At 73.0% G+C, this 23,137-nt stretch carries 17 protein-coding genes and 2 pseudogenes; 9 read left to right on the plus strand and 10 right to left on the minus strand.

Going from position 1 to position 23,137, the window contains the following annotated elements; translation table 11 throughout:
- From ACIPK4_RS19305 to ACIPK4_RS19320, 4 genes are all read left to right on the plus strand, one after another.
- Positions 1-2,028, plus strand: a complete 2,028-nt coding sequence (locus ACIPK4_RS19305; protein ID WP_402314066.1) for a fumarate reductase/succinate dehydrogenase flavoprotein subunit — start codon at positions 1-3, stop codon at positions 2,026-2,028.
- Entirely contained in the window at positions 2,025-2,777 is a 753-nt protein-coding gene (locus tag ACIPK4_RS19310) for a succinate dehydrogenase/fumarate reductase iron-sulfur subunit (RefSeq protein WP_402314068.1), read from the plus strand. Before ACIPK4_RS19305 ends, ACIPK4_RS19310 begins: the two co-directional genes overlap by 4 nt.
- Before the next feature lie 135 nt (positions 2,778-2,912).
- Complete coding sequence (locus ACIPK4_RS19315) at positions 2,913-3,563, plus strand: hypothetical protein (RefSeq protein WP_402314070.1); 651 nt, start codon at positions 2,913-2,915, stop codon at positions 3,561-3,563.
- Positions 3,564-3,580: 17 nt separating this feature from the next.
- Entirely contained in the window at positions 3,581-5,584 is a 2,004-nt protein-coding gene (locus ACIPK4_RS19320) for a GDSL-type esterase/lipase family protein (RefSeq protein ID WP_402314072.1), read from the plus strand.
- On the opposite strand, the gene ACIPK4_RS19325 is transcribed toward ACIPK4_RS19320, so the two are convergent.
- On the minus strand, positions 5,548-7,947 hold the full coding sequence (locus tag ACIPK4_RS19325) for an ABC transporter (protein WP_402314073.1): 2,400 nt from the start codon (positions 7,945-7,947) through the stop codon (positions 5,548-5,550). The genes ACIPK4_RS19320 and ACIPK4_RS19325 overlap by 37 nt on opposite strands.
- A 26-nt stretch (positions 7,948-7,973) precedes the next feature.
- The gene (locus ACIPK4_RS19330; RefSeq protein ID WP_402314075.1) at positions 7,974-8,963 is read right to left on the minus strand and encodes an LLM class flavin-dependent oxidoreductase; all 990 of its coding nucleotides are present in this window, start codon (positions 8,961-8,963) and stop codon (positions 7,974-7,976) included.
- A 53-nt stretch (positions 8,964-9,016) separates the two neighbouring features.
- On the opposite strand from ACIPK4_RS19330, the gene ACIPK4_RS19335 reads away from it, so the two are divergent.
- Entirely contained in the window at positions 9,017-9,511 is a 495-nt protein-coding gene (locus ACIPK4_RS19335; RefSeq protein ID WP_402314077.1) for a hypothetical protein, read from the plus strand.
- Between the two features lie 8 nt (positions 9,512-9,519).
- On the opposite strand, the gene ACIPK4_RS19340 is transcribed toward ACIPK4_RS19335, so the two are convergent.
- Positions 9,520-9,735: a dodecin gene (locus tag ACIPK4_RS19340; protein WP_402314079.1), complete on the minus strand. Its 216-nt coding sequence runs from the start codon at positions 9,733-9,735 to the stop codon at positions 9,520-9,522.
- Between the two features lie 164 nt (positions 9,736-9,899).
- Between ACIPK4_RS19340 and ACIPK4_RS19345 the strand changes: the two genes are divergently transcribed.
- The 3 genes and pseudogenes from ACIPK4_RS19345 to ACIPK4_RS19355 all read left to right on the plus strand — a co-directional run.
- A complete protein-coding gene (locus ACIPK4_RS19345; RefSeq protein ID WP_402314081.1) occupies positions 9,900-11,162 on the plus strand; it encodes an extracellular solute-binding protein in 1,263 nt (420 codons plus the stop codon).
- A 170-nt stretch (positions 11,163-11,332) separates the two neighbouring features.
- A complete protein-coding gene (locus ACIPK4_RS19350; RefSeq protein WP_402314083.1) occupies positions 11,333-12,199 on the plus strand; it encodes a GNAT family N-acetyltransferase in 867 nt (288 codons plus the stop codon).
- A 170-nt stretch (positions 12,200-12,369) separates the two neighbouring features.
- Positions 12,370-12,723: pseudogene (locus ACIPK4_RS19355) on the plus strand (lysophospholipid acyltransferase family protein); the annotation flags it as partial.
- 239 nt (positions 12,724-12,962) lie between these two features.
- Here the strand turns inward: ACIPK4_RS19355 and egtD are convergent.
- The 4 genes from egtD to egtA are packed head-to-tail and all read right to left on the minus strand — an operon-like array spanning position 12,963 to position 17,432.
- Positions 12,963-14,000 (minus strand): L-histidine N(alpha)-methyltransferase, encoded by a 1,038-nt coding sequence (gene egtD / locus ACIPK4_RS19360; RefSeq protein ID WP_402314085.1) that lies wholly within the window; start codon positions 13,998-14,000, stop codon positions 12,963-12,965.
- Entirely contained in the window at positions 13,997-14,755 is a 759-nt protein-coding gene (gene egtC, locus ACIPK4_RS19365) for an ergothioneine biosynthesis protein EgtC (protein WP_402314087.1), read from the minus strand. The genes egtD and egtC overlap by 4 nt, the downstream gene beginning before the upstream one ends.
- On the minus strand, positions 14,755-16,098 hold the full coding sequence (gene egtB, locus ACIPK4_RS19370) for an ergothioneine biosynthesis protein EgtB (protein WP_402314089.1): 1,344 nt from the start codon (positions 16,096-16,098) through the stop codon (positions 14,755-14,757). The genes egtC and egtB overlap by 1 nt, the downstream gene beginning before the upstream one ends.
- Positions 16,098-17,432 carry an ergothioneine biosynthesis glutamate--cysteine ligase EgtA gene (gene egtA / locus ACIPK4_RS19375; protein WP_402314091.1) on the minus strand — a complete coding sequence of 445 codons (1,335 nt, stop codon included), beginning with the start codon at positions 17,430-17,432 and terminating at the stop codon, positions 16,098-16,100. Before egtA ends, egtB begins: the two co-directional genes overlap by 1 nt.
- A gap of 130 nt (positions 17,433-17,562) precedes the next feature.
- Here egtA and ACIPK4_RS19380 point away from each other — a divergent pair, with 130 nt between their 5' ends.
- Positions 17,563-18,396 (plus strand): TIGR02452 family protein, encoded by an 834-nt coding sequence (locus tag ACIPK4_RS19380; protein ID WP_402314093.1) that lies wholly within the window; start codon positions 17,563-17,565, stop codon positions 18,394-18,396.
- Between the two features lie 266 nt (positions 18,397-18,662).
- Here ACIPK4_RS19380 and ACIPK4_RS19385 read toward each other — a convergent pair whose 3' ends face one another.
- The 3 genes and pseudogenes from ACIPK4_RS19385 to ACIPK4_RS19395 form a co-directional block, all read right to left on the minus strand.
- Positions 18,663-19,127 (minus strand): type II toxin-antitoxin system PemK/MazF family toxin, encoded by a 465-nt coding sequence (locus tag ACIPK4_RS19385; RefSeq protein WP_402314095.1) that lies wholly within the window; start codon positions 19,125-19,127, stop codon positions 18,663-18,665.
- A 76-nt stretch (positions 19,128-19,203) separates the two neighbouring features.
- Positions 19,204-19,869 (minus strand): O-methyltransferase, encoded by a 666-nt coding sequence (locus ACIPK4_RS19390; RefSeq protein WP_402314097.1) that lies wholly within the window; start codon positions 19,867-19,869, stop codon positions 19,204-19,206.
- 1,453 nt (positions 19,870-21,322) lie between these two features.
- A pseudogene (locus ACIPK4_RS19395) lies at positions 21,323-22,776 on the minus strand (amidase).
- Positions 22,777-23,137 lie beyond the last annotated feature (361 nt).

Below are 23,137 nucleotides of genomic sequence, written 5' to 3' on the forward strand. Positions count from 1 at the left end.
ATGAGCACCGACTACGCCCGCACCGACTACGCCCGCACCGACTACGCCCGCACCGACCACGCCCACACCGACCACGCCCACACCGACTACACCCACTACGCCACCGGCGAGCCGATCAGCGACACGAAGGCACCCGCCGGCCCCATCGCCGAACGCTGGGACCGCCGCCGCTTCGAGGCCAAGCTCGTCAACCCGGCCAACCGCCGCAAGCACACCGTCATCGTCGTCGGCACCGGCCTGGCCGGTGGCGCAGCCGGTGCCACCCTCGCCGAACAGGGATACCACGTCGTCCAGTTCTGCTTCTCCGACTCCCCCCGCAGGGCCCACTCCATCGCCGCCCAGGGCGGGATCAACGCGGCCAAGAACTACCGCAACGACGGCGACTCCGTGCACCGCCTGTTCTACGACACCGTCAAGGGCGGCGACTTCCGTGCCCGCGAGTCGAACGTCCACCGTCTCGCCCAGATATCCGTCGAGATCATCGACCAGTGCGTCGCCCAGGGCGTCCCCTTCGCCCGCGAGTACGGCGGCCTCCTCGACACCCGCTCCTTCGGCGGGGTCCAGGTCTCCCGCACCTTCTACGCCCGCGGCCAGACGGGCCAGCAGCTCCTCCTCGGCGCCTACCAGGCGCTGTCCCGGCAGATCGCCGCCGGGAACGTCGAGATGCACGCCCGCACCGAGATGCTCGACCTGATCACGGTGGACGGCGTGGCCCGCGGGATCGTCGCCCGCGACCTGGTCACCGGCAGCATCGACACCCACTACGCCGACGCCGTCGTCCTCGCCTCCGGCGGCTACGGCAACGTCTTCTACCTCTCCACCAACGCCATGAACTCCAATGCGACCGCCGTCTGGCGGGCGCACCGGCGCGGCGCCTACTTCGCCAACCCCTGCTTCACGCAGATCCACCCCACCTGCATCCCGCGCACCGGCGACCACCAGTCCAAGCTCACCCTGATGAGCGAGTCCCTGCGCAACGACGGCCGCATCTGGGTACCCAAGGCCCAGGGCGACACCCGCCCCGCCGCCGAGATCCCCGAAGCGGAGCGCGACTACTACCTGGAGCGGATCTACCCCTCCTTCGGCAACCTCGTGCCCCGCGACATCGCCTCCCGCGCCGCCAAGAACGTCTGCGACGAGGGCCGCGGCGTCGGCCCCGGCGGCCAGGGCGTCTACCTCGACTTCGCCGACGCCATCCGCCGCATGGGCCGGGACAAGGTCGCCGAGAAGTACGGCAACCTCTTCGAGATGTACGAGCGGATCACCGCGGAGAACCCGTACGAGGTCCCCATGCGGATCTACCCCGCCGTGCACTACACGATGGGCGGCCTGTGGGTCGACTACGACCTCCAGACCACCGTCCCCGGTCTCTTCGCCATCGGCGAGGCCAACTTCTCCGACCACGGGGCCAACCGCCTCGGCGCCTCCGCCCTGATGCAGGGCCTCGGAGACGGCTACTTCGTGCTCCCCTCCACCATCAACGACTACCTGGCCCGCCACCCCCACCGGGAAGCCGTCGACGACAGCCACCCCGAGGCCGCGGCCGCGGTCCGCGAGACCCGCGACTGCCTCGCCAAGCTGCTCGCCGTCGACGGGGACCGCACGCCCGACTCCTTCCACCGCGAGATCGGCGAGCTCATGTGGGAGTACTGCGGCATGTCCCGCACCGAAGAGGGCCTGCGCAAGGCCCTCGCCCGGATCCCGCAGATCCGCGAGGAGTTCTGGACACGGATCAAGGTCCCGGGCCGCGGTGAGGAGTTCAACCAGTCCCTGGAGAAGGCCAACCGCATCGTCGACTACCTGGAACTCGCCGAGCTGATGTGCCTCGACGCCCTGCACCGCGCCGAGTCCTGCGGCGGCCACTTCCGCGAGGAGTCCCAGACCCCGGACGGCGAGGCCGCCCGCCGCGACGAGGAGTTCGGCTACGTCGCCGCCTGGGAGTACCAGGGCACCGGCGCGGCCCCCGTCCTGCACAAGGAAGACCTCGTCTTCGAGTACGTCCACCCCACCCAGCGGAGCTACGCATGAGGCTCAACCTGCGCGTCTGGCGCCAGCAGAACCCCGACACCCCCGGCGCCATGGTCACGTACGAGGTCGACGGCATCTCCCGCGACATGTCGTTCCTGGAGATGCTCGACACCCTCAACGAGGACCTCATCCTGCGCGGCGAGGACCCGGTCGCCTTCGACCACGACTGCCGCGAGGGCATCTGCGGCGCGTGCAGCCTCGTCATCAACGGCGACGCCCACGGCCCCGAGCGCACCACCACCTGCCAGCTGCACATGCGGTCCTTCGCCGACGGCGACACCATCGACGTCGAGCCCTGGCGGGCCGCCGCGTTCCCGGTGGTCAAGGACCTCGTCGTGGACCGCGGCGCCTTCGACCGGATCATCCAGGCCGGCGGCTACATCACCGCCCCGACCGGTTCCGCCCCCGAGGCGCACGCCACCGCCGTACCCAAGGCCGACGCCGACTCCGCCTTCGAGCACGCCGAGTGCATAGGCTGCGGGGCCTGCGTGGCGGCCTGCCCCAACGGCTCCGCAATGCTCTTCACCTCAGCCAAGGTCAACCACCTCAACGTGCTGCCGCAGGGCTCGCCGGAGCGGGAGACCCGCGTCCTCGACATGGTGGCCACGATGGACGACGAGGGCTTCGGCGGCTGCACCCTCACCGGCGAATGCGCCACCGCCTGCCCCAAGGGCATCCCACTGCCGTCCATCGCCGCCATGAACAAGGAATGGCTGCGCGCGGTCCGCAAGCGGGGCGCCGGCAGCTGAGAACCGCCCGGGAGACCGGACGGTGCGACGGGGCAACCGGAAGCCGTCCGCCACGATCGGCCGACCGGGCGCTCGTGGCACCGTAGGCCGCGCCGCGCCCCGCCCGGGTCCGGCCCATGGGAGACAGTGGGCCCCATGCCACACGCCCCCGCCGGGTCCGGGCCACGCCGCCGCACCGTGCTGGCCGCTGCCCTCGGCCCGCTCGCCGTGGCCGCCTGCTCCGGGCAGGACCACCCGCGCACCCCCGCCCCCGGCCCGGCCGGTACCGCGAAGGACGCCCTGATCCTCCTCATCCGGCACGCCGAGAAGCCGTACGCCGGAGACAGCGGCGAAGACGCGGAGGGCAACGAGGACCCCGGCTTCCTCGCGGACCGCGGCCGGCGCCGGGCCGAGGAACTGCACAGCCTCTTCCTGCCGTCCGGCGGCTCCTCACTGCCCCGACCCGCCGTCGTCTTCGCGGCCGGCGGCCCGCCCGGAACACCAGCCCGCTGCCGCCAGACGGTGCAGGAGCTGGCCACCTCCCTGAAGACCCCCGTCCGCACCGAGTTCGCCGTCGGCGCCGAAACGGCCCTGGCGCGCGCCGCATTGGCCGCCGCGATACCAGTCCTCGTCTGCTGGGAGCACACCGGCATGCCCCGTCTGATCCGGGCCATCGGGGCCGACAAGGTGCTCGGTGTCCCCGCCGCCTGGCCCGACCGCTACGACCTGGTGTGGGTCTTCACCCGCAGTCAGGGCCGATGGAGCTTCCGCGAACTCTCCCAGCACCTGCTCCCCGGAGACGCGTGACAGAAGGGCGTACGAACATGCACAGCGACGCTCCGGCGGGGTCGGCGGGCCGGCGGGACTGGCGCGGCACCGTCCTGTGGTGGGGGCCGCGGCTGCTGTTCGTCGCGGGTGCGGTGGTCCTCGTCGTGGAATCCAGCCGTGGGGTACCGCTCCCGGAGCTGTACGCGGCGCTCGGCTTCTTCGTCCTGTGCAGCGCCGTCTTCGTCGGACGACAGCTCGGGATCGGTCATGAGCCGGGCCCTGGCGCGCAGGCCCCGCGCTGGCTGATCCGGGCGGCCGCCCTGCTCAGCGCGGCCGGAGCGGCCGTACTCGCCGCCCACGTCGCCGGGGTGGACTGGGACGCCCTGCCGCTCGTCGGGTCGGTTCTGCTGCTGCTCGGCCTGGGCTGGTTCGTCGAAGCATGGCGGGGAGCCGCACCCGGCCGGCCGAGGACGGCCCTGCTGCTGTGGGGCACGGCCCTGATCGCCCTGGCCGTGCTCACTGCCGCCGTCGCCGCCGTCCTGCTGCCCAAGGCCAAGGGCAGCCTCTTCGGCGGCCTGCTCATCGCCCTCGGCGCGGCCCTCTTCGTGTTCCTCCCGCTGGGCCTCAACCTCCTGTCCGAGTGGGGCGTACGCCGGCTGCGCATCCGGCGCTCCGCCGCGGGACCCGGAGCCGGTGTGGGCCTCGTCGAGGCCGTGGCCCTCGTCGTGCTCGGGGCCGTCGCCCTGGCCTGCCTGTGGCTCGTTTACCGCGACTGGGTGCTGGCAGCGGTCCTCGTGGCGGCGGCGTTGCTGCTGCTGCCCGCCGTCGTCTCCAACACCCACGCCGATGTCGCCCTCGTACTCGCGGCGCTCTGCCTGCTCGCGTCGGCGCCCCCGGAGCACCCCGAGCCGCCCGACGTCGCCGGAGGCCGACGGGTCCTCGTGGCGCTCGGCGACTCCTACATGTCGGGCGAGGGGGCGAGCAGTTACTTCGAGGGAACCGACGACGGCGGCCGCGACGAATGCCGGCGTTCCCCCTCCGCCTACGCGGTGGGACTCACCACCGCCGACCGGCGGTTCGACCGCGTGCTGTTCCTCGCGTGTTCCGGCGCCCGAACCTTCAACCTCAACCCGGCCTCGGCGCCCGGGCCCTCCCGGGTGCAGCCGGGAGAACCCGGCACTCAGATCGATCAGCTGGCGAGCCGAACACCCCCCGTCCACCCGGCCCTCGTCATCGTCACGGTGGGCGGCAACGACGCCGGCTTCGCCATCCTCGGAGAGGCGTGCCTCGCACCCGGCGACTGCGTGACCCAGAAACCCGTGTTCGTGAACAACTTGGCGAAGGTCCGCCGGGACCTCGTCGCGACCTACCGGTCCCTCCGGGCGGCCGTGCCGGCCAGCGTGCCCGTCGTGGCCGTCCCCTACCCGCAGCCGATCGCCGCAGCCGGCCGCTGCTCCGGAGTGGCGCTGACGAAGGCGGAACGCGACTTCATCCGCGCGTTCGTGGAGCAGATCGACACCACCATGCGCGAGGCCGCGCACGCAGCCGGCATCACCTACATGGCCGAGATGAAGGACAGCCTCGCACCGCAGCGGCTCCAGCTGTGCCAGCGCAGAAAGGGCGCCGCCGGAATCAACTTCGTGGACCTCGAGACGGTCAACGGGCTCGCAGCGCAGCGCTTCAGCCCCGCCAAGTGGCTCCACAACAGCCTGCACCCGAACGAACGCGGCCACGCAGCCATGCGGGCCGCCTTCACCACCTGGCTGGACTCCCATCCCGAGCTCCTGCCGCCCGCGCCCCCGGACCAGGAGCCGGCGACGGGTTCCGCCGCGGCGGAACCCGAGCCGCTGTGCGGCATGACCTTCCAGGCGGCGAACGCCCACTGCCAGGTCCGGATCCGCGCCTGGGAGCTGGAACAGGTCCGCAGCCGCTGGCCGTGGCTGCTCCTCGTGCTGTTCGCCCTGGCCGTGCTGTGGGCTGCGAGCATCGCCGCCGTCAGCCTGCTCCCCGCAACCGGACGGCCCTACCGGGATCCCCCCGCCAGGGCCCGGGCGAGGTAGGGGGCCGTGCGGCTCGCCGCCGTGCGGGCCACCCGCTCGGGGGGACCCGCGGCGACGACCCGGCCGCCCTCGGCACCGCCGCCCGGCCCCAGGTCGATCACCCAGTCCGCGCCCGCCACCACCTCCATGTCGTGTTCCACGACCACCACCGAGTGCCCCGCGTCCACGAGCCCGTGCAGCTGCCGCAGCAGCACCCGCACATCGGCCGGATGCAGCCCGGTCGTCGGCTCGTCCAGCACGTACAGGGTGTGGTCGCGCCGCTGCCGCTGGAGCTCCGTCGCCAGCTTGATCCGCTGTGCCTCGCCGCCCGACAGCTCCGTCGCCGGCTGCCCCAGTCGCAGATAGCCCAGCCCGATGTCCTCCAGAGCCCGCAGGCTCCGGGCCGCCGCCGGAACCCCCGCGAAGAAGCCGGCCGCGGACTCCACCGTGAGGGCCAGCACCTCCGCGATGTTCCGTCCCTCGTACGTCACCTCCAGGGTCTCCGTGTTGTACCGGGCCCCGGCACACTCCGGACACGGCGCGTACGTGCTCGGCAGGAACAGGAGCTCCACCGAGACGAAGCCCTCGCCCTGGCAGGTCTCGCACCGGCCGCCCGGCACGTTGAAGGAGAACCGGCCCGCCTTCCAGCCGCGCTCACGCGCCTGCGGCGCCTGTGTGAACAGCTTGCGCACCACGTCGAACAGCCCTGTGTACGTTGCCAGGTTGGACCGCGGGGTCCGCCCGATCGGCTTCTGGTCCACCTCCACCAGCCGCCGCACCGGGAACGACGGATCCGCGAGCCGCTCCCCGACCTCCCGGGCGAGCGCCTGGCCCACCAGCGTGGACTTGCCCGACCCCGACACGCCCGTCACCGCGGTGAACACCCCGAGCGGGAACTGCGCGTCCACATCCCGCAGATTGTGCCGGTCGACACCGGTGAGCCGGACGACGCCGTTCGCCTCCCGCACCCGCCGCTGCGGCGTCTGCCCGTCCGCGGCGAACAGGTGGCGCGCCGTCGCCGACTCCGCCACGTCCGCTAGCCCCCGCGGAGGCCCGCTGTACAGCACCCGCCCGCCGTGCTCCCCGGCCAGCGGACCCACCTCCACCAGCCAGTCCGCATGCCGCACCACGTCCAGGTGGTGCTCGACCACGAACACCGTGTTCCCCGCCGCCTTCAGCCGGTCCAGTACGCCGAGCAGCGCCTCGGTGTCGGCCGGGTGCAGCCCGGCCGACGGCTCGTCCAGCACGTACACCACCCCGAACAGCCCGGACCGCAGCTGTGTCGCCAGGCGCAGCCTCTGGAGCTCGCCCGCCGACAGGGTCGGCGCGGTCCGGTCCAGGCTCAGATAGCCGAGCCCGAGCTCCACGACCGGCCCGATCCGCGACCGCAGGTCCTGCGCCAGCACCCGGGCCGCCTCGCTTTCCGGGGGCGCGGCGGCCAGTACCCCGTCCAGGGCGGTCAGCGGCAGCGCCGCCAGCTCCGCGATCGTCCGGCCCGCGTAGGTCACGGCCAGCGCCGCGGGTGCCAGCCGCCGCCCCTCGCACGCCGGGCACGGGGAATCGGCCAGGAACCGTGCCGCGCGGGTCCGCAGCGTGGCGCTCTTGCTGTCCGCGAAAGTCCGCATGACGTAGCGGTGGGCGCTCATGTACGTGCCCTGGTAAGGCCGTTGGATCCGGTCCGCGTCCCGCACCGGGTGCACCGTGACCACCGGCTGCTCCTCGGTGAACAGGATCCACTCGCGGTCCTCCGCCGCCAGTTCCCGCCACGGCGCGTCCACGTCGTAGCCGAGCACCTCCAGGATGTCCCGCAGGTTCTTGCCCTGCCAGGCACCCGGCCAGGCCGCGATGGCTCCCTGACGAATCGACAAACTCTGGTCCGGGACGAGGAGTTCCTCGCTGGTGCGGTGGATCCTGCCGAGTCCGTGACAGGAAGGGCAGGCCCCTGCGGCCGTGTTGGGGGAGAAGGCGTCGGAGTCGAGCCGCTCGGCACCCGCGGGGTAGGTTCCGGCGCGGGAGTACAGCATCCGCAGGGAGTTCGACAGCAGCGTCACCGTCCCGACCGAGGACCGCGACCCGGGGGAGGAGCGCCGCTGCTCCAGCGAGACGGCCGGCGGCAGCCCGGTGACGGAGTCCACCTTCGGAGCGCCGATCTGGTGGATCAGACGGCGGGCGTACGGGGCCACCGACTCGAAGTACCGTCGCTGGGCCTCGGCGTAGAGCGTGCCGAAGGCAAGGGAGCTCTTCCCGGAGCCGGAGACCCCGGTGAACACGGTCAGCGCGTCGCGCGGGACGTCCACGTCGACACCGCGCAGGTTGTGCTCCCGGGCGCCCCGTACCCGTACGAAGGAGTCGCGGTCGGCCTCGGGTGCAGTGGAGTGGTGCATTCGCCCCAGTTTACGGGTCGCCCGGATCAGAGCCCCGCCACCCGGGCCAGCCGCTCGAAGGAGTCCAGCAGCGCCGTGCGGTCGTACGTGGAGGTGGTGACCAGCAGCTCGTCCGCGCCCGTCTCCGCGGCCACCTCGGCGAGCTGCGCCGCGACCTGTTCCTCCGTGCCATGGACATGCCCGGTGAGCCCGGCCTCGTACAGCTCCCGTTCCCTGGCGGTCATGGGAAGCGCCTCGATCTCCCGCGCCGGGCGCAGCGGCGGGAAGCTGCCCCGGGTGCGGGAGTGGGCGAGGGACCAGGCCTCCGGGACCAGGATGCGCCGGGCGGCCTCCGCGGTCGGCGCGACGGCCACCGTCCCCGAGACCACCACGTACGGCTCCGAGCCGCCGGGCGAGGGGCGGAACTCCGCGCGGTAGCGCTCGATGATCTCGGTGACCCTGGCGCGTGCCCGCAGGTCGCCCACCACCAGCGGCAGTCCGGCCCGGGCCGCGATCCCGGCGCCCTCCCCGGTGGCCAGCACGAACGCCGGGATCCGCAGGCCCTCCGCCGGGCGGGCGTGCACCTCGGGATACGCCTGCTGGGTGCCGTCCAGCCAGCCGAGCAGCTCCGCCAGCTGCTCCTCGAACCGGTCGGCGTCCCCGGTGCCGCGGCCCAGCGCCCGCCGGATCCCGCCCGTGAAGCCCACCGAGCGGCCGAGCCCCATGTCGATCCGGCCGGGGAACAGCGACTCCAGCACCCCGAACTGCTCGGCGACCACCAGCGGTTGGTGGTTGGGCAGCATCACCCCGCCCGTACCGACCCGGATCCGCCGGGTCGCCCCGGCGACGGCCGCGGCCAGGACGGCGGGCGCGGAGCCGGCGACCCCGGGGACGCTGTGGTGCTCGGACACCCAGAAGCGGTGGTAGCCGAGCCGTTCGGCCGCGCGGGCGAGCTCCACGGTGTCGCGCAGGGCCTGCGCGGGCGGTTGCCCCTCACGGGTGCGGGACCGGTCGAGGAGGGAGAGTCTGCGGATCACACCAGGCTGTAACGCACGCGCGCCGTCAGGATTCCCTGCCTACCCTGACCCGCATGAGTGAACGCAACGACCGGCGGCCGCTGGCCGTCTTCGACATCGACAACACCCTGGCCGACACCGACCACCGCCAGCACTTCCTGGAGGGCCGCCCGCGTGACTGGGACGGCTTCTTCGGCGCGGCCCCGGCCGACCCGCCGCTGACCCGCGGGGTGGCGCTGGCGGTGGAGAGCGCCGCCGACTGCGAGATCGCGTACCTGACCGGCCGCCCGGAGCGGTGCCGCGCCGACACGGTGGAGTGGCTGGCCAGGCACGGGCTGCCCGAGGGCCGGCTGTGGATGCGCGGGAACCAGGACCGCAGGCCGGCCCGGACCACCAAGCTGGAAGTGCTGCAGCGGATCGCCCGGGGCCGGGAGGTGCGGATGCTCGTGGACGACGACGAACTCGTCTGCCGGGCGGCGCGCGCCGCGGGCTTCGCGGTGGTCCTCGCGGACTGGGCCGCGGACGCGCCGGAGCTCAGGTCCGCCCAGGAGGGTGAAGGGCGGACCTGAGCCCGCGCTCAGTCCTCGCCGTCGAGGCGGAAGCCGACCTTGAGCCCCACCTGGTAGTGCGCCACCGTGCCGTTCTCGATGTGCCCGCGCACCTGTGTGACCTCGAACCAGTCGAGGTTGCGCAGTGTCTGTCCCGCCCGGGTGATCCCGTTGCGGATGGCCTGATCGATGCCCTCGGGGGAGGTGCCGACGATCTCGGTCACCCGGTAGGTGTGGTTGGACATGGGGGTCTCCCGACGGTGGGGTCTTGTGCCTCGTTCCACGGTGCCCCAGTAAGGCGGTTTCCGCGAACTTTGTCTGAACAGTCCCGAGCGAAAGGCCCTTGACCCGCCCATTGGTCTATGCCAATTTCAAGCCATCCGGGATCGACCTCCAGAAGGTGACCTTCGTGAAGATGCGCTTCCTCGCCGTGTGCACGGCCCTCGCGGCCGCGACCGCCCTCACCGGCTGCAGCCTGCTGGGAGGAGCGGAGGGCGGGAAGCAGAAGGTGACGCTCTGGCTGATGAAGGGCAGCGCATCGGACGCCTTCATCACGGACTTCACCGCATCCTTCGAGCGGGAGCACCCCGGCGTCGACCTGGACGTGAAGATCCTGGAATGGACGGGCATCGGAGAGAAGGTCAATGCCGTGCTCGCCGGCAAGGGCGGTGAGAGCGCCGACGTCATCGAGGTCGGCAACACCCAGGTCGCCCAGTACATCGAGACCGGCGGACTGTCCGAACTCACCCTGGAGGGCCTGCGCGAATGGGGCAGCAGGGACTGGCTCAAGGGCCTCTCCGACCCCGGGAGCATCAACGGGGCCCAGTACGGCGTCCCCTGGTACGCCGCCAACCGCGTGGTGATCTACAACAAGGACCTCTTCGCGGACGCCGGGATCAAGACCCCGCCCAAGAACCGGCAGGAGTGGATCCAGGCCACCCAGAAGCTCGACAGGGGCGGCCGCCAGGGCATCTACCTGGCCGGGCAGAACTGGTACGTCCTGTCGGGATTCGTCTGGGACGAGGGCGGCGACCTCGCCGTCGAGACCGGCGGCCAGTGGATCGGCACCCTCGACGACGAGAAGGCGCTGGCCGGCATGGCGTTCTACAAGCAGCTCCAGGCCCTCGGCGAAGGCCCGAAGGACGCGGACGAGGAGACGCCCCCGCAGTCCGACGTCTTCGCCCGCGGCGACGTCGCCCAGATCATCGCCCCGCCCGGCCAGGCCGCCGCGATCGAGGCCGCCAACCCCGCCCTCAAGGGCAAGCTCGGCTTCTTCCCCGTCCCCGGCAAGACCTCCGACAAGCCCGGCGCCGTCTTCACCGGCGGCTCCGACCTGATCATCCCCGAGCGGACGGGGCACCGCCCCCAGGCCGTCGACGTGATCACCGCCCTCGTCAGCGAGCGATGGCAGACCGAGCTCGCCCGCACGATGAGCTACGTACCGAACAAGACCACCCTCGCCCACCTCGTCGACGGCAACGAGGGCGCCGCGACCATGGCCGCCGGAGCCGCCCAGGGCCGGGCCACCCCGAAGTCCGCCCGCTGGGCCGAGGTCGAGGGCAAGAACCCGATCAAGCCCTACATGACGGCCGTGCTCACGGGACAGGACCCGCAGCAGGCCGCCAAGGCGGCATCCGACACGATCAGCAAGGTCCTCAGCTCCGACCGCTGAGCACCGCCGCCCCTCCCCCCGGCCCACCGGACCGAGCCCGGCGAGTTCAGCGTTCGCACATCCGGTCGCCGCTGGGCGGTCATGTCGAATCCAGCCAGTCACGGAAGAAGTAAAGGAGCCAGGACGGCACGCCTGCCGGCCCGGCCCCCGTGCCCGGATCAGGAGCCGCCATGACCATCGCCCCCCTGTCCCCGTCCACCCTTCTCCCCGCCTCCACCCCCGCCTCCACCCCCGCCGTCACTCCGGCAGCCGTCCCCGCGGCCGTTCCCGCAGCCACACCCGCCACGTCACCCGCAGCCCTCCCCGCCACCCCCCGTTACGCCGTCCGCCTCGCCCACAACGAGGACGAGGTACGCGCCGCCCAGCGCCTGCGCCACCAGGTCTTCGCCGGAGAGCTCGGCGCCCGCCTCGACGGCCCCGAGCCGGGCCTCGACTCCGACGCCTTCGACGCGTACTGCGACCACCTCCTCGTCGTCGAGGAGGAGACCGGGCAGGTCGTCGGCACCTACCGGCTCCTGCCGCCCGAGCGCGCCGCCGTCGCCGGCCGCCTCTACTCCGAAGGCGAGTTCGACCTCTCCGCCCTCGCCCCGATCCGCCCCGACCTCGTCGAGGTCGGCCGCTCCTGCGTCCACCCCGACCACCGCAACGGCGCCGTCATCGCCCTGATCTGGGCCGGCCTCGCCCGCTACATGGACCGCTCCGGCCACAACTGGCTCGCCGGCTGCTGCTCGATCCCGCTCGCCGACGGCGGGGTCCTGGCCGCCGCCACCCGCGACAGCGTCCTCACCCGCAACCTCGCCCCCGAGGAGTACCGGGTCGCTCCCCACCTCCCCTGGAACGCCGAAGGCATCACCTTCCCCGCCCGCATGGAGCTGCCCCCGCTGCTCCGCGGCTACCTGCGCCTGGGCGCCTGGGTGTGCGGCGAGCCCGCCCTCGACGCCGAGTTCGGCTGCGCCGACCTGTACGTCCTGCTCTCGCTGCGGCGCACCAACCCCCGCTACCTCAAGCACTTCCTCTCGCTCGTCCCGGCCGCATGAGCGTCTGGCTGCCCACCTCGCCCTGTACCCCCGAGGCCTGCGCCGGCCACGACGGGAACAGCGCGAGCCCCGCCCGCGCGGTGCTCCGGCTCACCACCGCCGCCGCCCTGGTCCTCCTCGGGATCCTGGGCTTCCAGCCGGTCCGGCTGCTCCCCGACCGCCCCCGCCGCATGCTCGTGAGGGCCTGGGCGACCGCCCTGGTCCGCTCCTTCGGCCTCCGCCTCACCGTGCACGGAAACCCCGGGCCGGACGGCGGCAGGCTGATCGTCGCCAACCACATCTCCTGGCTGGACATCGCGCTCGTCGCCGCCGTCATGCCCTGCCGGATGCTGGCCAAGAGCGACATCCGCCACTGGCCGCTGCTCGGCCCGCTCTCCCGGCAGAACGGCACCCTCTTCATCGAACGCGAGCGGATCCGTACCCTCCCCGACACCGTCGACGCCCTCACCGGCGCCCTGCTGGCCGGCGACCGCGTCACCGTCTTCCCCGAAGGCAGCACCTGGTGCGGCCGCGCCCGGGGGACCTTCCGCAGAGCCGCCTTCCAGGCCGCCCTGAACGCCGGGGTCCCCGTACAGCCCGTACGGCTCGCCTACCGGCTGCCCGACGGCAGCCCCGCCGGTGCGACCGCCTTCGTCGGGGACGACCCGCTGACCGCCTCCCTGTGGCGGATCGCCCGCGCCCGCGGGGTCCGGGCCGAGGTGCGGCTGCTGCCGCGGATCCCGCCGGGCCGCCACCCGGACCGGCGGGACCTCGCGGCCGCGGCTCAGGCGGCCGTCGCCGCGGACTCCGTACCCGCCTCCTCCGTACTGCTCCCGGGCGTACCGGCCCAGCCGACCGCACCGTCCGCCACCGACAGGGACAGGGCGAAGCGGCCCTCCGCATCCGTCCACCACCGGGTCAACTCCAGCCCGGCCTCGGCGAGTTCCGCCCGCACACCCTCCTGACGGAACTTCGCGGAAACCTCCGTCAGGATCTCCTCACCCGCCGCGAACGGCACCACCAGATCCAGCTCCCGGACCTTCACCACCAGCTCCGACCGGGCCCGCAGCCGCATCTCGATCCACTCCTGCTCCCGGTTCCACACCGCGACGTGCGCGAAGTCGTCGGTGTGGAAGTCCGCGCCCAGCTCCCGGTTGACGACGGCCAGGACGTTCTTGTTGAACTCGGCCGTCACCCCCTGCGCGTCGTCGTACGCGGCCACCAGCACGGCCTCGTCCTTCACCAGGTCCGTCCCCATCAGCAGCGCGTCCCCCGGCGACAGCATCGCCCGTACCGACGCCAGGAACACGGCACGCTCCGGCGGCAGCAGATTGCCGACCGTGCCGCCCAGGAACACCACCAGCCGGGGGCCGGGGGAGTCCGGCAGCCGCAGCGGCTTCGTGAAGTCCGCCACCAGCGCGTGCACCCGCAGCCCCGGGTGCTCCGCCAGCAGCACCTTCGCCGCCCCCTCCAGGGCGCTCCCACTCACGTCCACCGGAATGTACGTGTGCAGCGCGGGCATGGCCTCGATCAGGTGCCGGGTCTTCTCCGAGGAGCCGGAACCCAGCTCCACCAGCGTGCGCGCCCCGCTCGCGGCCGCGATCTCCCCGGCCCGCGCCAGCAGGATCTCCCGCTCGGCGCGCGTCGGGTAGTACTCCGGCAAACGGGTGATCTCCTCGAAGAGTTCACTGCCCCGCGCATCGTAGAACCACTTGGGCGGCAGCACCTTGGGGGCCGCCGTCAGCCCGTGCAGGACGTCCGCGCGCAGCGCGGCGTCGGCGGAGTGCTCGTCGAGGGTGCGGGTCAACTGGAAGTCGCTCACAGGGGATTCTCCTTCAGCGGGGTCAGGTCGACCCGTGTGCCACGGGCGGTCAGCAGGGTCCGGTCGGGTACTTCGCACCAGCGGGAATCGTCGTCGTACGGCTCGGACGCCACCACCGTGCGCTGCGCCCCCACGTCGACCAGGTACCAGAGCGAATCACCCCAGGCCGTCGCCGCGATGTCCGTTCCGTCGGTCAGCAGCAGGTTCAGCCGGGAGCCGGGAGCGGCCGCCTCGAACTCCCGCACCGGCTCGGCGAGCGCCGTGCCCAGGTCGTCCCCCCGCAGCAGCCGGTGCAACACCAGGGCCCAGACCAGCGCCGAGTCCGTGCCCGCGACCAGCGACAGCAGCTCCCCGGGAGGCAGGGTGGCCGCGAGCGGCGCCGCCGCGTCCGGCCAGTCCCGGACCGCGCCGTTGTGACTGAACAGCCACGGCCCCGACGCGAACGGCGCCGCCGCGGCCTCCCCGTCCGCCCCGAACACGGTGGCGTCCCGTACGGCGGCCAGCGCCGCCCGGGTGCGCACCACACGGACCAGATCGGCGAAGTTCAGGTCGCCCCAGATCGGCCCGGCCCGCCGGTAGCGGGCGGGAGCCGGGTCGCCCTCCGCGTACCAGCCGACACCGAAACCGTCCGCGTTCACCGTGCCGTGGCGCTGGCGCCGCGGCTCCCAGGACTGCCGGACGAGCGAGTGCTCCGGCTCGCTCAACAGCCGCGCCAACGGCACCTCCGGCCCCACGAAGGCGATGTGGCGGCACATCAGACATCCCTCGCGGTCCGGAAACCCGAAAAGATCTGACGGCGCACCGGCAGGTCCCAATTGCGGAACGTGCCCCGGCAGGCGACCGGATCCACGGCGAACGAACCACCCCGCAGCACCTTGTGCTCCGGGCCGAAGAAGACCTCCGAGTACTCGCGGTACGGAAACGCCCGGAACCCCGGGTACGGCAGGAAATCGGAGGACGTCCACTCCCACACGTCACCGATCAGCTGGCGCACCCCGAGCGGGGACGCCCCCGCCGGATAGCTGCCCGCCGGAGCCGGCCGCAGATGCCGCTGGCCCAGGTTGGCGTGCGCCGGGGTCGGGTCCTCGTCGCCCCACGGATAGCGCGTGGAACGCCCGGTCGCCGGATCGTGCCGGGCCGCCTTCTCCCACTCCTGCTCCGTCGGCAGCCGCCGTCCCGCCCAGCGGGCGTACGCGTCCGCCTCGTACCAGCTGACGTGCAGCACCGGCTCGTCGGCGGGCACCGGCTCGGTCACCCCGAAGCGGCGGCGCAGCCACTGGCCCGCCTCCCTGCGCCAGAACAGCGGCGCCCCGATCCCGTGCCGGCGTATCTGCTCCCAGCCCTCAGGAGCCCACCAGCGCTCGTTCCCGTAGCCGCCGTCCGCCATGAACGCCTGGTACGCGGCGTTGGTCACCGGCACCGTGTCGATCCAGAACGCCGCGGTCTCCCGGGTGTGCGCGGGCCGTTCGTTGTCCAGCGACCACGGCTCGGCCGAGGTCCCCATCGTGAAGGGGCCCGCGGGCACCAGCACTTCGGCCGCGGACGGCGGAGCGCCCCGCGGCGGATCAGGATCCGGCGCGGTGAGCACCGGCTCGCCCCGGCGCAACTGATGGGTGATCAGCATCGTCTCGTCGTGCTGCTGTTCGTGCTGGGCGATCATCCCGAACGCGAAACCGTCGTCCAGCAGCGCCGTGCCCTCCAGCGCGGTGCGCTCCAGCAGGTTGAAGACCCGGCCCCGCACCTCGGCCGCGTAGCGGCGGGCCTCCGCGGGCCCCAGCAGCGGCAGCTTCGGCCGCTCCGAGCGCGGGTGTTGGAAGGCGTCGTACAGCGGGTCGATCTCGGGGTGCAGGGACGCGTGCCCGGCCACGTTGCGCAGCAGCCAGAGCTCCTCCTGGTTCCCGATGTGGGCCAGGTCCCACACCAGCGGGGACATCAGCGGGGAGTGCTGGGCGATCAGGTCCCGGTCGTTCACCGCGTCGGTGAGCAGCGCCGTGCGGGCGCGGGCCGCGGTCAGCGCCGTGAAGGCCCGCTCGCGCAGCGCCGCGGGCGCTTGGTCCGGGGAGCGGGTGGAATCCGCCGAAGAAGGTGAGGTGGTCATCAGTGCGCCCCCGTTCCGGTCAGCTGCCGACGGCCGTCGTCGGCGGGACATCGACCGCGCAGTGCGTAGCGTTCGTTGAAGGCGCCGACGGCGTCCTGGACGTGCCGGCTCGCCCCGAGCCTCGGCAGCGCCTGCGCCGCGGCGCGGAAACACGCGGCCGCGGCCGTACGCAGCTCTGGATCGGCCAGGCCGTGCCGGGCCGCGGACTGCCACAGAGGATTGCGCGGCGCGGGTCCGGGACCGTGGGCGTCGGCCAGCGCCTTCGCCGCCCGGCACGCGATCTCGGCGGCCTCGGGATCGTCGAACAGGGCGTGCACCACGGCCACCGGCACCAGCCAGCCGTCGTCACCGGGCTGTGCGTCGATCATCCGGAACTCCAGATGACCGCGCGGGCGCACCGGCGGGAACAGCGTCGTCAGGTGGTACTCCAGGTCCTCGGCGGTGGGCGCCCGCAGGACGGGGGACCCGGGGCTGCCGTCGGCCCCCGCAGCCCCACCGCCGGACCGGAGCCAGTCGCGGAAGGTCAGCCCGCGCGGGGCCGTCCAGGGCCCGCCGTCGGACGACCGCAGGCACATGACCTCGGTGTCCAGCGCGTGCCGGGTCCAACCGGCCCGCGGTTCGGCGTCCAGTGGCGGGGCGAGCGCGCGCCGGCTGTCGATGTCCCGCCAGATCCCCTGGCGGGAGCACCGCCAGCCGGCGTACGGGCCCTCGTGCGCGGGGGAGTTGGCGAAGGCCGCCACGAACACGGCGCCCAGCAGGTGCGCCAGGCGCCAGCGCCGGCCGTACCCGAGCGGGCCCGGCTCCTCGTAACCGGCGTCCACGCAGACCTGCACGGAGGCGGAGGCGCGCATCATGGCCCGCCCGGCGGGACCGGTGCGGTCGAAGTAGATCTCCATCGCGTCGTAGCGCGGGCTGTGCAGCAGCCGGCGCAGCGGCCGGCGCGCGTCCCGGCCGGTCCCGCACAGGACCAGGCCCCGGGCCCGCAGGGCGGTGCGTACGGCGGTGAGATCGGCCTGGAGCCCGTCCACGCAGCCGGACAGGGAGGCGGCGGGGGCCGAGCTGAGCTCCAGCTGGCCGCCGGGCTCGATGCTGAGCCGGGAGTTCAGGGTCAGGGCGCGGGCCGCGTCGTGCGCGGCGGTCAACCGGTCCGGCTGCACTGTCTCGCCGGGCCGCTCGGAGTCCAGTACGAGCCATTCGAGCTCGGCACCGAGGGTGCGGGGCGGACCGGTCTTGAAGCAGATGCCGTGGACCAGGTCCTCGGCGGCGGTTTCACTGAGCGCGGGTGAGGCGCCCGGGGGCAGAGGGGCTGGTGGTGCGGACGAGTCCTGAGGCATGGCCGGGTCTCCTGTCCAATGATGTGACTTGACCATGCCTACCCGTCCTTCGCGGCCTGAAAGGTGGGAGCCGGGCGCCGCGCGGAAAAATCTCTGGCCGCGGGCGATCCGTACTGCCGATGATGGCGACGTGAGCAGCAGATTGCGCGAGATCGCGCGGGAGAACGCGTCCATCGTGGCGGCCGGCGGTTACCGGACGCGGTCGGGGCGGGAGGTCTCCCTCGCCGCCGCCCTGGCGGACGCCAAGGCAGGAACCAGGATATATGGGCCAAACCCGGTCATTCCAGACGAGAACTTTCCCTCCGGGCGCCACGAGACGACCGTCGAGGTCACGGGGGAGAGCAGCACGGTCGCAGCCCGTAGGCTCGCCGGCGACGACCCGGAGCAGGCCCCGGTGGCCGTCCTGAACTTCGCCTCGGCCCGCAATCCCGGGGGTGGCTACCTCCGCGGGGCCAAGGCCCAGGAGGAGGCGCTGTGCCGCGCCTCCGCGCTGTACGAGACGCTGCTGGAGGCCCCCGAGTACTACGAGGTCCACCGCGCGGGACGCAGCACCTTCTACACCGACCGGGTGATTCACTCGCCCGGGGTCCCCGTTTTCCGGGACGACCGCGGCGAACTCCTCGACACTCCCTTCCGGGCGGGCTTCCTCACCTCCCCGGCCCCGAACGCGGGCACCATCCGCCGCCAGGAACCGGAGCGCACCGCCGAGATCCCGGCGGCCCTGGCCCGACGCGCGGAGCGCGTCCTGGAGACGGCGGTGCTGCACGGCTATCCCCGGCTGGTGCTGGGCGCCTGGGGATGCGGAGTGTTCCAGAACGACCCCGCGCAGGTCGCGGAGGCCTTCCGGACCCTGCTGGCCGGCCGTTTCGCGGGAGTCTTCGAGCGGGTGGTGTTCGGGATCCTGGACCGCAATCCGGGCCCGCGAGAGGCATTCGAACGGACTTTCGCGGGGTTCGGGGTGTGAGGGGCGAAGGTTCGGCCGAAGGGGTCGGGCGAGGTAGTCGGCGAGGGGTTCGGGCAGACCCCACCCTCGGCTCTACGCCCGACTCCACGCCCGGCTCGACGCCCGACGCCACGCCCGACGCCGTGTTCGAGGACGTCGCCGACGACCTCGCCCCGCGCGGCGTCACCACCGGAGCACTGTTCGGTGCGCGCGCACCGCACTACGCCGAACGGGCACTGGCCGCCCTCGGCGGCTGATCCGCCGGCGTGTCCCGGGCGTCCGGCGCGCTACCGCCAGCCGTAGCGCTCGCGGAGCCGGTTCACGACCAGCTGGAACCGGCCCCGGTCCAGGGCGCACGCCTCACGCCGCATGCCCGCCTCGTGCACCCGCAGCACCCGGTCGACGTCCACCCAGGACTCCCGCCCCGCGTTGTCCCATGGCCCCGTCCCGATCGGCACCCACTCCCGGTCGTTGTCGTGCCGCTTGCTGGACAGCTGCACGGCGAGCAGCGTCCGCCCGCCCGCCTCCCGGGCCACGACCAGCACCGGGCGGTCCTTGCCGCGCCCGTCGTTCTCCTCGAAGGGGACCCAGGTCCAGACGATCTCGCCGGGGTCCGGATCGCCGTCCTTGTCGGGCGCGTACTCGGTGCGCACGGGCCCGATGGCGTGCGGATCGGCCTCGGTGGTGGCGGTGGCCCCGCCGCGCCCGGGCTGCTCGATGGGGTCGGAGCTGTGGTGGGAAAGTGCCGTCATTCGGGTGAGGTTACTGGCTCGGGCCTGGCTCGGACCGCCCGGGCGCGGCAGCGGCGGTCCGTCGGCCTGCGGCAGGTCAGTCGGTGACCAGGGCCAGGACCAGGCCGTCATAGCCCTTGCTGCCGACGGTCTGGAGGGCGGTGGCGGTCAACCGGGGGTGCTCCGCGATGAGTTCGGTGAACCGTCGCACGCCCTGGACACGGGGGTCGGTGCTGTCGGCGTCGACGACGGCTCCGTCGCGGACGACGTTGTCGCCGACGATGATGCTGCCGGGCCGCGTGAGCTCGAGGGCCCACTTCAGGTACTCCGGGTTGGACGGCTTGTCGGCGTCGATGAAGACGAGGTCGAACGGGGCGAGGTCCACGAGCCCGGGCAGCAGGTCGATGGCCCGGCCGCGCCGGATGTCGACGACCTCGTCCAGCCCCGCCCGGGCGATGTTGGCGGCGGCGACGTCGGCGCAGCGCTCGTCCACCTCCAGCGTGACCAGCCGCCCGCCGGCGGGCAGCGCCCGGGCGAGCCAGATGGTGCTGTAACCGCCGAGCGTGCCGATCTCGAGGATGGTGCGGGCGCCGTGGATGCGGGCCAGGAGGTTCAGCAACTTCCCCTGATTCGGAGCCACCTGGTGCGCGGGCAGCTCCGCTGCCTCGGTGTCGATCCCGGCGGCGACGAGCGCGTCGTCCTCGCGGACGAGCAGCCCGTTGAAGTAGTCGTCCACGGCAGTCCACGTCGCCTGCTGGGCCATGAGTGCTCCTGCTCCCCGTTGTGTTCTGACGAATCGGTGAGTGGGTTTAGTTCCCAAAGGGAACTTACATGAGATCGCGCAGCTTCGACAGGTTGTTGAGGGGGTGGGGGTGACGGGAGGGGGCGGGAGGGGAGAGGTGGTTCGGATCTCCGGGAGGGGAGGAAGGGGGAGTTGGGGCGGGGCGGTATCGGTGGGGTGGGGCGGGAGCCGAGGGGCGGGGTCCGGGCGGGGCGGTGTCGGGGTGGGTTCGGGGGCGTCCCGTCAGTCCACTGTCCTTCCGTGCCGTGCCGGCCCGTCAAGGGCGCTCCTCCGTCGCGTCGCTTCGCGATGGCCTGCGGCCACCCTTGACCGCCCGTCCCGTCCCGGAAAGACAAAGACTGACGGGAAGCCCCCGAAGGATGGCCGGGGGGCACGTGTCCAGGGGCGGCCCAGTCAGAGATCAGGGCCGGGGGTCCCCGTCCCTCCGCAGCCGGTCCGCCAGGACCGGCCAGTCAGACGACGATGGGGCGCGGCCCGCACCTGGCAGCGTCCAGAAGCTCATCAGGGTCGGAGTGGGCCCGAGGACGCCCCAGATCGCTACGCGCTTCTCCCTGCTCAGCGTCCACCGGCCGTCTGTGGCCGGACATAAGCCGCCCACGACCAGCACTCCATCACCAAGCACGCGACAGCGGGCTGTTTGTCCCTTTTGTTCGCCACTTCGGGAGTGTGAGGCGGCTTGCTGGAGTGGGAGGTTGGAAGATCCGGCATCAGACTCCCTCCCGGCCGCTTGCCGCCACAGACAGACCGCAGACGCCCTAAAAGGTCGCCAATGTCCAGGTCTGGGCGGCCTATGAACGGCCACGGACGGCCGGTGGACGCTTAGCCGGGAGAAGCGCGTAGCGATCTGAGGCGTCCACCGGCCCAGGGTTACTGGGATGGGGTGCTGGTCGCTGCCTGGTGCGGGTTGACCCGGCCGGGGTCCGGAGAAAGGGCTTTTACGGGCCCGCATGGGGGCGTGCCCGCCATTACTGGCTGGCTGGCCGGTCCCGGTGAGCCGGCTGCTGACGATCGTGACCCCTGTCCCGGATCTGTGATGGGGTCGCCCCTGGACACGTGCCCCCCGGCCATCCTTCGGGGGCTTCCCGGCAGTCTTTGTCTTTCCGGGACGGGACGGGCGGTCAAGGGTGGCCGCAGGCCATCGCGAAGCGACGCGACGGAGGAGCGCCCTTGACGGGCCGGCACGGCACGGAAGGACAGTGGACTGACGGGACGCCCCCGGACCCACCCCGACACCGTCCCGCCCGGACCCCGCCCCTCGGCCCCCGCCCCACCCCACCGACCCCGCCCCACCCAAACCCCGCCCCTCGGCCCCCACCCCACCGACCCCGCCCCGCCCGTCCCCGCCCCGGATGTTCCGGTCGGCTTTCCGATGCCGGGAGGGCGCGTCCCGGTCCCCGGGCCCCCGACCGTCTCCTCATGTGCCGAGCGCGCCGACGCCCGGTATGCCGCCCGGCCGGTGTCGCGCCCAGTCTTCCGCCGCCTCCGTCTGTGCGGCCAGGCTCAGGAGGAGGGGCTCTGCTCCCTCCGGGCCCAGGAGTTGGGCTCCCATCGGGAGGCCCGTCGTCGTGAATCCCGCCGGGATGTTCACCCCCGGCCAGCCCAGGACGTTCCACGTCCAGGCGTACGGGCACGCCGCGATCATCGCCCGGTCCGTGGCCATCGCGCCGAGCCCCGCCAGGGCCCCGATCCGCAGGGGCGGCGTGGCCGTCGTCGGGGTCAGGACCACGTCGAACCGGTCGAAGACCTCCCCCACCCGCCGCCGCAGCCGCGCCTCCGCCCGACGGGACACCCTCAGCGGGAGGCCGCCCAGGATGCGGCCCGTGCGCATGGCCTCGTGCGTGCGCGGGTCCAGCAGGGCGGGGTCCGGCACCCGGGACGCCCAGTCCCGGACGCCGCGGGTCGCGCGGGGGACGAAGGTCAGGCCGATCTGTCCGTAGCGCGGGTCCTGCGGGACCACTTCGTGGCCCAGGGACTCCAGCCGCCCGGCGAGTCGCTCCACCGCCGAACGGACCTCCGGGTCGAGGGACTTCGGCGTTGCCGTGAAGGCCATCCCGAACGACAGGGCGATGCGCAGCCGGCGCGGGGTGCGGCGGGTCGCCTCGACCGCGGAGACGGGGGCCGGGTGGTGCCGGTCCCCGGGGTGCTGGCCGCTCGCGGCGTCGAGCAGGAGCGCCGCGTCGGCGACCGTGCGGGCGAGCACGCCGTTGACCGTCAGCCCGTGGAACGACTCCGGCTCGGGCCAGGTGGAGATGCGGCCGCGCTGCGGCTTGACGCCCACCAGGTGGGTCCAGGCCGCGGGGATGCGTACGGAACCCGCCCCGTCGGACCCGAGGGCCGCTGGTACCAGTCCCGCGGCCACCGCCGCCGCCGAGCCGCCGGAGGAACCGCCGGGCGTGTACGCCGGGTTCCACGGGTTGCGGGTGTCGCCGAACGCCGGGCCCTCGGTGAACGGCCATTGACCCAGCTCCGGCGTCTGGGTCTTGCCGACGATGATCGCGCCGGCCGCGCGCAGCCTTCGTACGGCCTCGCTGTCGGCGGTCTTCGGCGGGAACTCCCCGGCGCAGCCGAACGCGGTCGGCTCCCGGCGACGTCCATGTCGTCCTTGACGGCGACGGGTACGCCGAGCAGCGGGAGCCGCTCTCCGGCGGCCAGGCGCCGGTCGGCCTCGTCCGCCTCGGCGAGCGCGGACTCGGTGCGTACGATCCGGAAGGCGTTGAGTCCGGGCTGCGCGGCCTCGATCCGCGCCAGTGCCTCCTCGGTCAGCCGGCGTGAGCTGACTCCCCCTTCGGTGAGCGCCCGCGCCGTGTCCACCAGCCCGCCGCAGGCGGACGGGACGGTTGAAGACTGCGTACCTGACGTCACCGACATCGGACCTCCCCATTACCGCTCGGTAGGTCCGAAGGTAACGGGGAGGGACCGAGGGTGGCTAGAGCGGTTGGATCCGGCCCTCCAGGGAGGCCATGAGACCCCTCGATCAGGCCGAAGTCGGGGACCTCGTCCGCCGGGTCGACGGGTTCGGGCTGGAGGGCGAGCAGGATGCCGCCGACGCCGACGTGCGCGCTGCCCCGGCGTGACGGCGGGGGTGCGACGGAGTGCGGCGGGGCGGCGGCGCGGCGGGATAGGGGGACACGTGCTGCGTCGCCCCGGGGCGTGCGATGCGACCTCATGGTGACATGTGTCAATGAATCGTGTCATCGCTGTCTAGCAGCCGTTTCCGGCCAACCGCTAG

Origin of the sequence: Streptomyces sp. NPDC086989 (genome assembly GCF_044745505.1) — a bacterium.
In the GTDB taxonomy this organism is placed as follows: domain Bacteria; phylum Actinomycetota; class Actinomycetes; order Streptomycetales; family Streptomycetaceae; genus Streptomyces.

Coding starts and splice junctions, on each gene's coding strand:
- ACIPK4_RS19305 (WP_402314066.1), top strand. CDS start 1: ATGAGCACCGACTACGCCCGCACCGACTACGCCCGCACCGACTACGCC.
- ACIPK4_RS19310 (WP_402314068.1), top strand. CDS start 2,025: ATGAGGCTCAACCTGCGCGTCTGGCGCCAGCAGAACCCCGACACCCCC.
- ACIPK4_RS19315 (WP_402314070.1), top strand. CDS start 2,913: ATGCCACACGCCCCCGCCGGGTCCGGGCCACGCCGCCGCACCGTGCTG.
- ACIPK4_RS19320 (WP_402314072.1), top strand. CDS start 3,581: ATGCACAGCGACGCTCCGGCGGGGTCGGCGGGCCGGCGGGACTGGCGC.
- ACIPK4_RS19325 (WP_402314073.1), bottom strand. CDS start 7,947: ATGCACCACTCCACTGCACCCGAGGCCGACCGCGACTCCTTCGTACGG.
- ACIPK4_RS19335 (WP_402314077.1), top strand. CDS start 9,017: ATGAGTGAACGCAACGACCGGCGGCCGCTGGCCGTCTTCGACATCGAC.
- ACIPK4_RS19340 (WP_402314079.1), bottom strand. CDS start 9,735: ATGTCCAACCACACCTACCGGGTGACCGAGATCGTCGGCACCTCCCCC.
- ACIPK4_RS19350 (WP_402314083.1), top strand. CDS start 11,333: ATGACCATCGCCCCCCTGTCCCCGTCCACCCTTCTCCCCGCCTCCACC.
- egtC (WP_402314087.1), bottom strand. CDS start 14,755: ATGTGCCGCCACATCGCCTTCGTGGGGCCGGAGGTGCCGTTGGCGCGG.
- egtB (WP_402314089.1), bottom strand. CDS start 16,098: ATGACCACCTCACCTTCTTCGGCGGATTCCACCCGCTCCCCGGACCAA.
- egtA (WP_402314091.1), bottom strand. CDS start 17,432: ATGCCTCAGGACTCGTCCGCACCACCAGCCCCTCTGCCCCCGGGCGCC.
- ACIPK4_RS19385 (WP_402314095.1), bottom strand. CDS start 19,127: ATGACGGCACTTTCCCACCACAGCTCCGACCCCATCGAGCAGCCCGGG.
- ACIPK4_RS19390 (WP_402314097.1), bottom strand. CDS start 19,869: ATGGCCCAGCAGGCGACGTGGACTGCCGTGGACGACTACTTCAACGGG.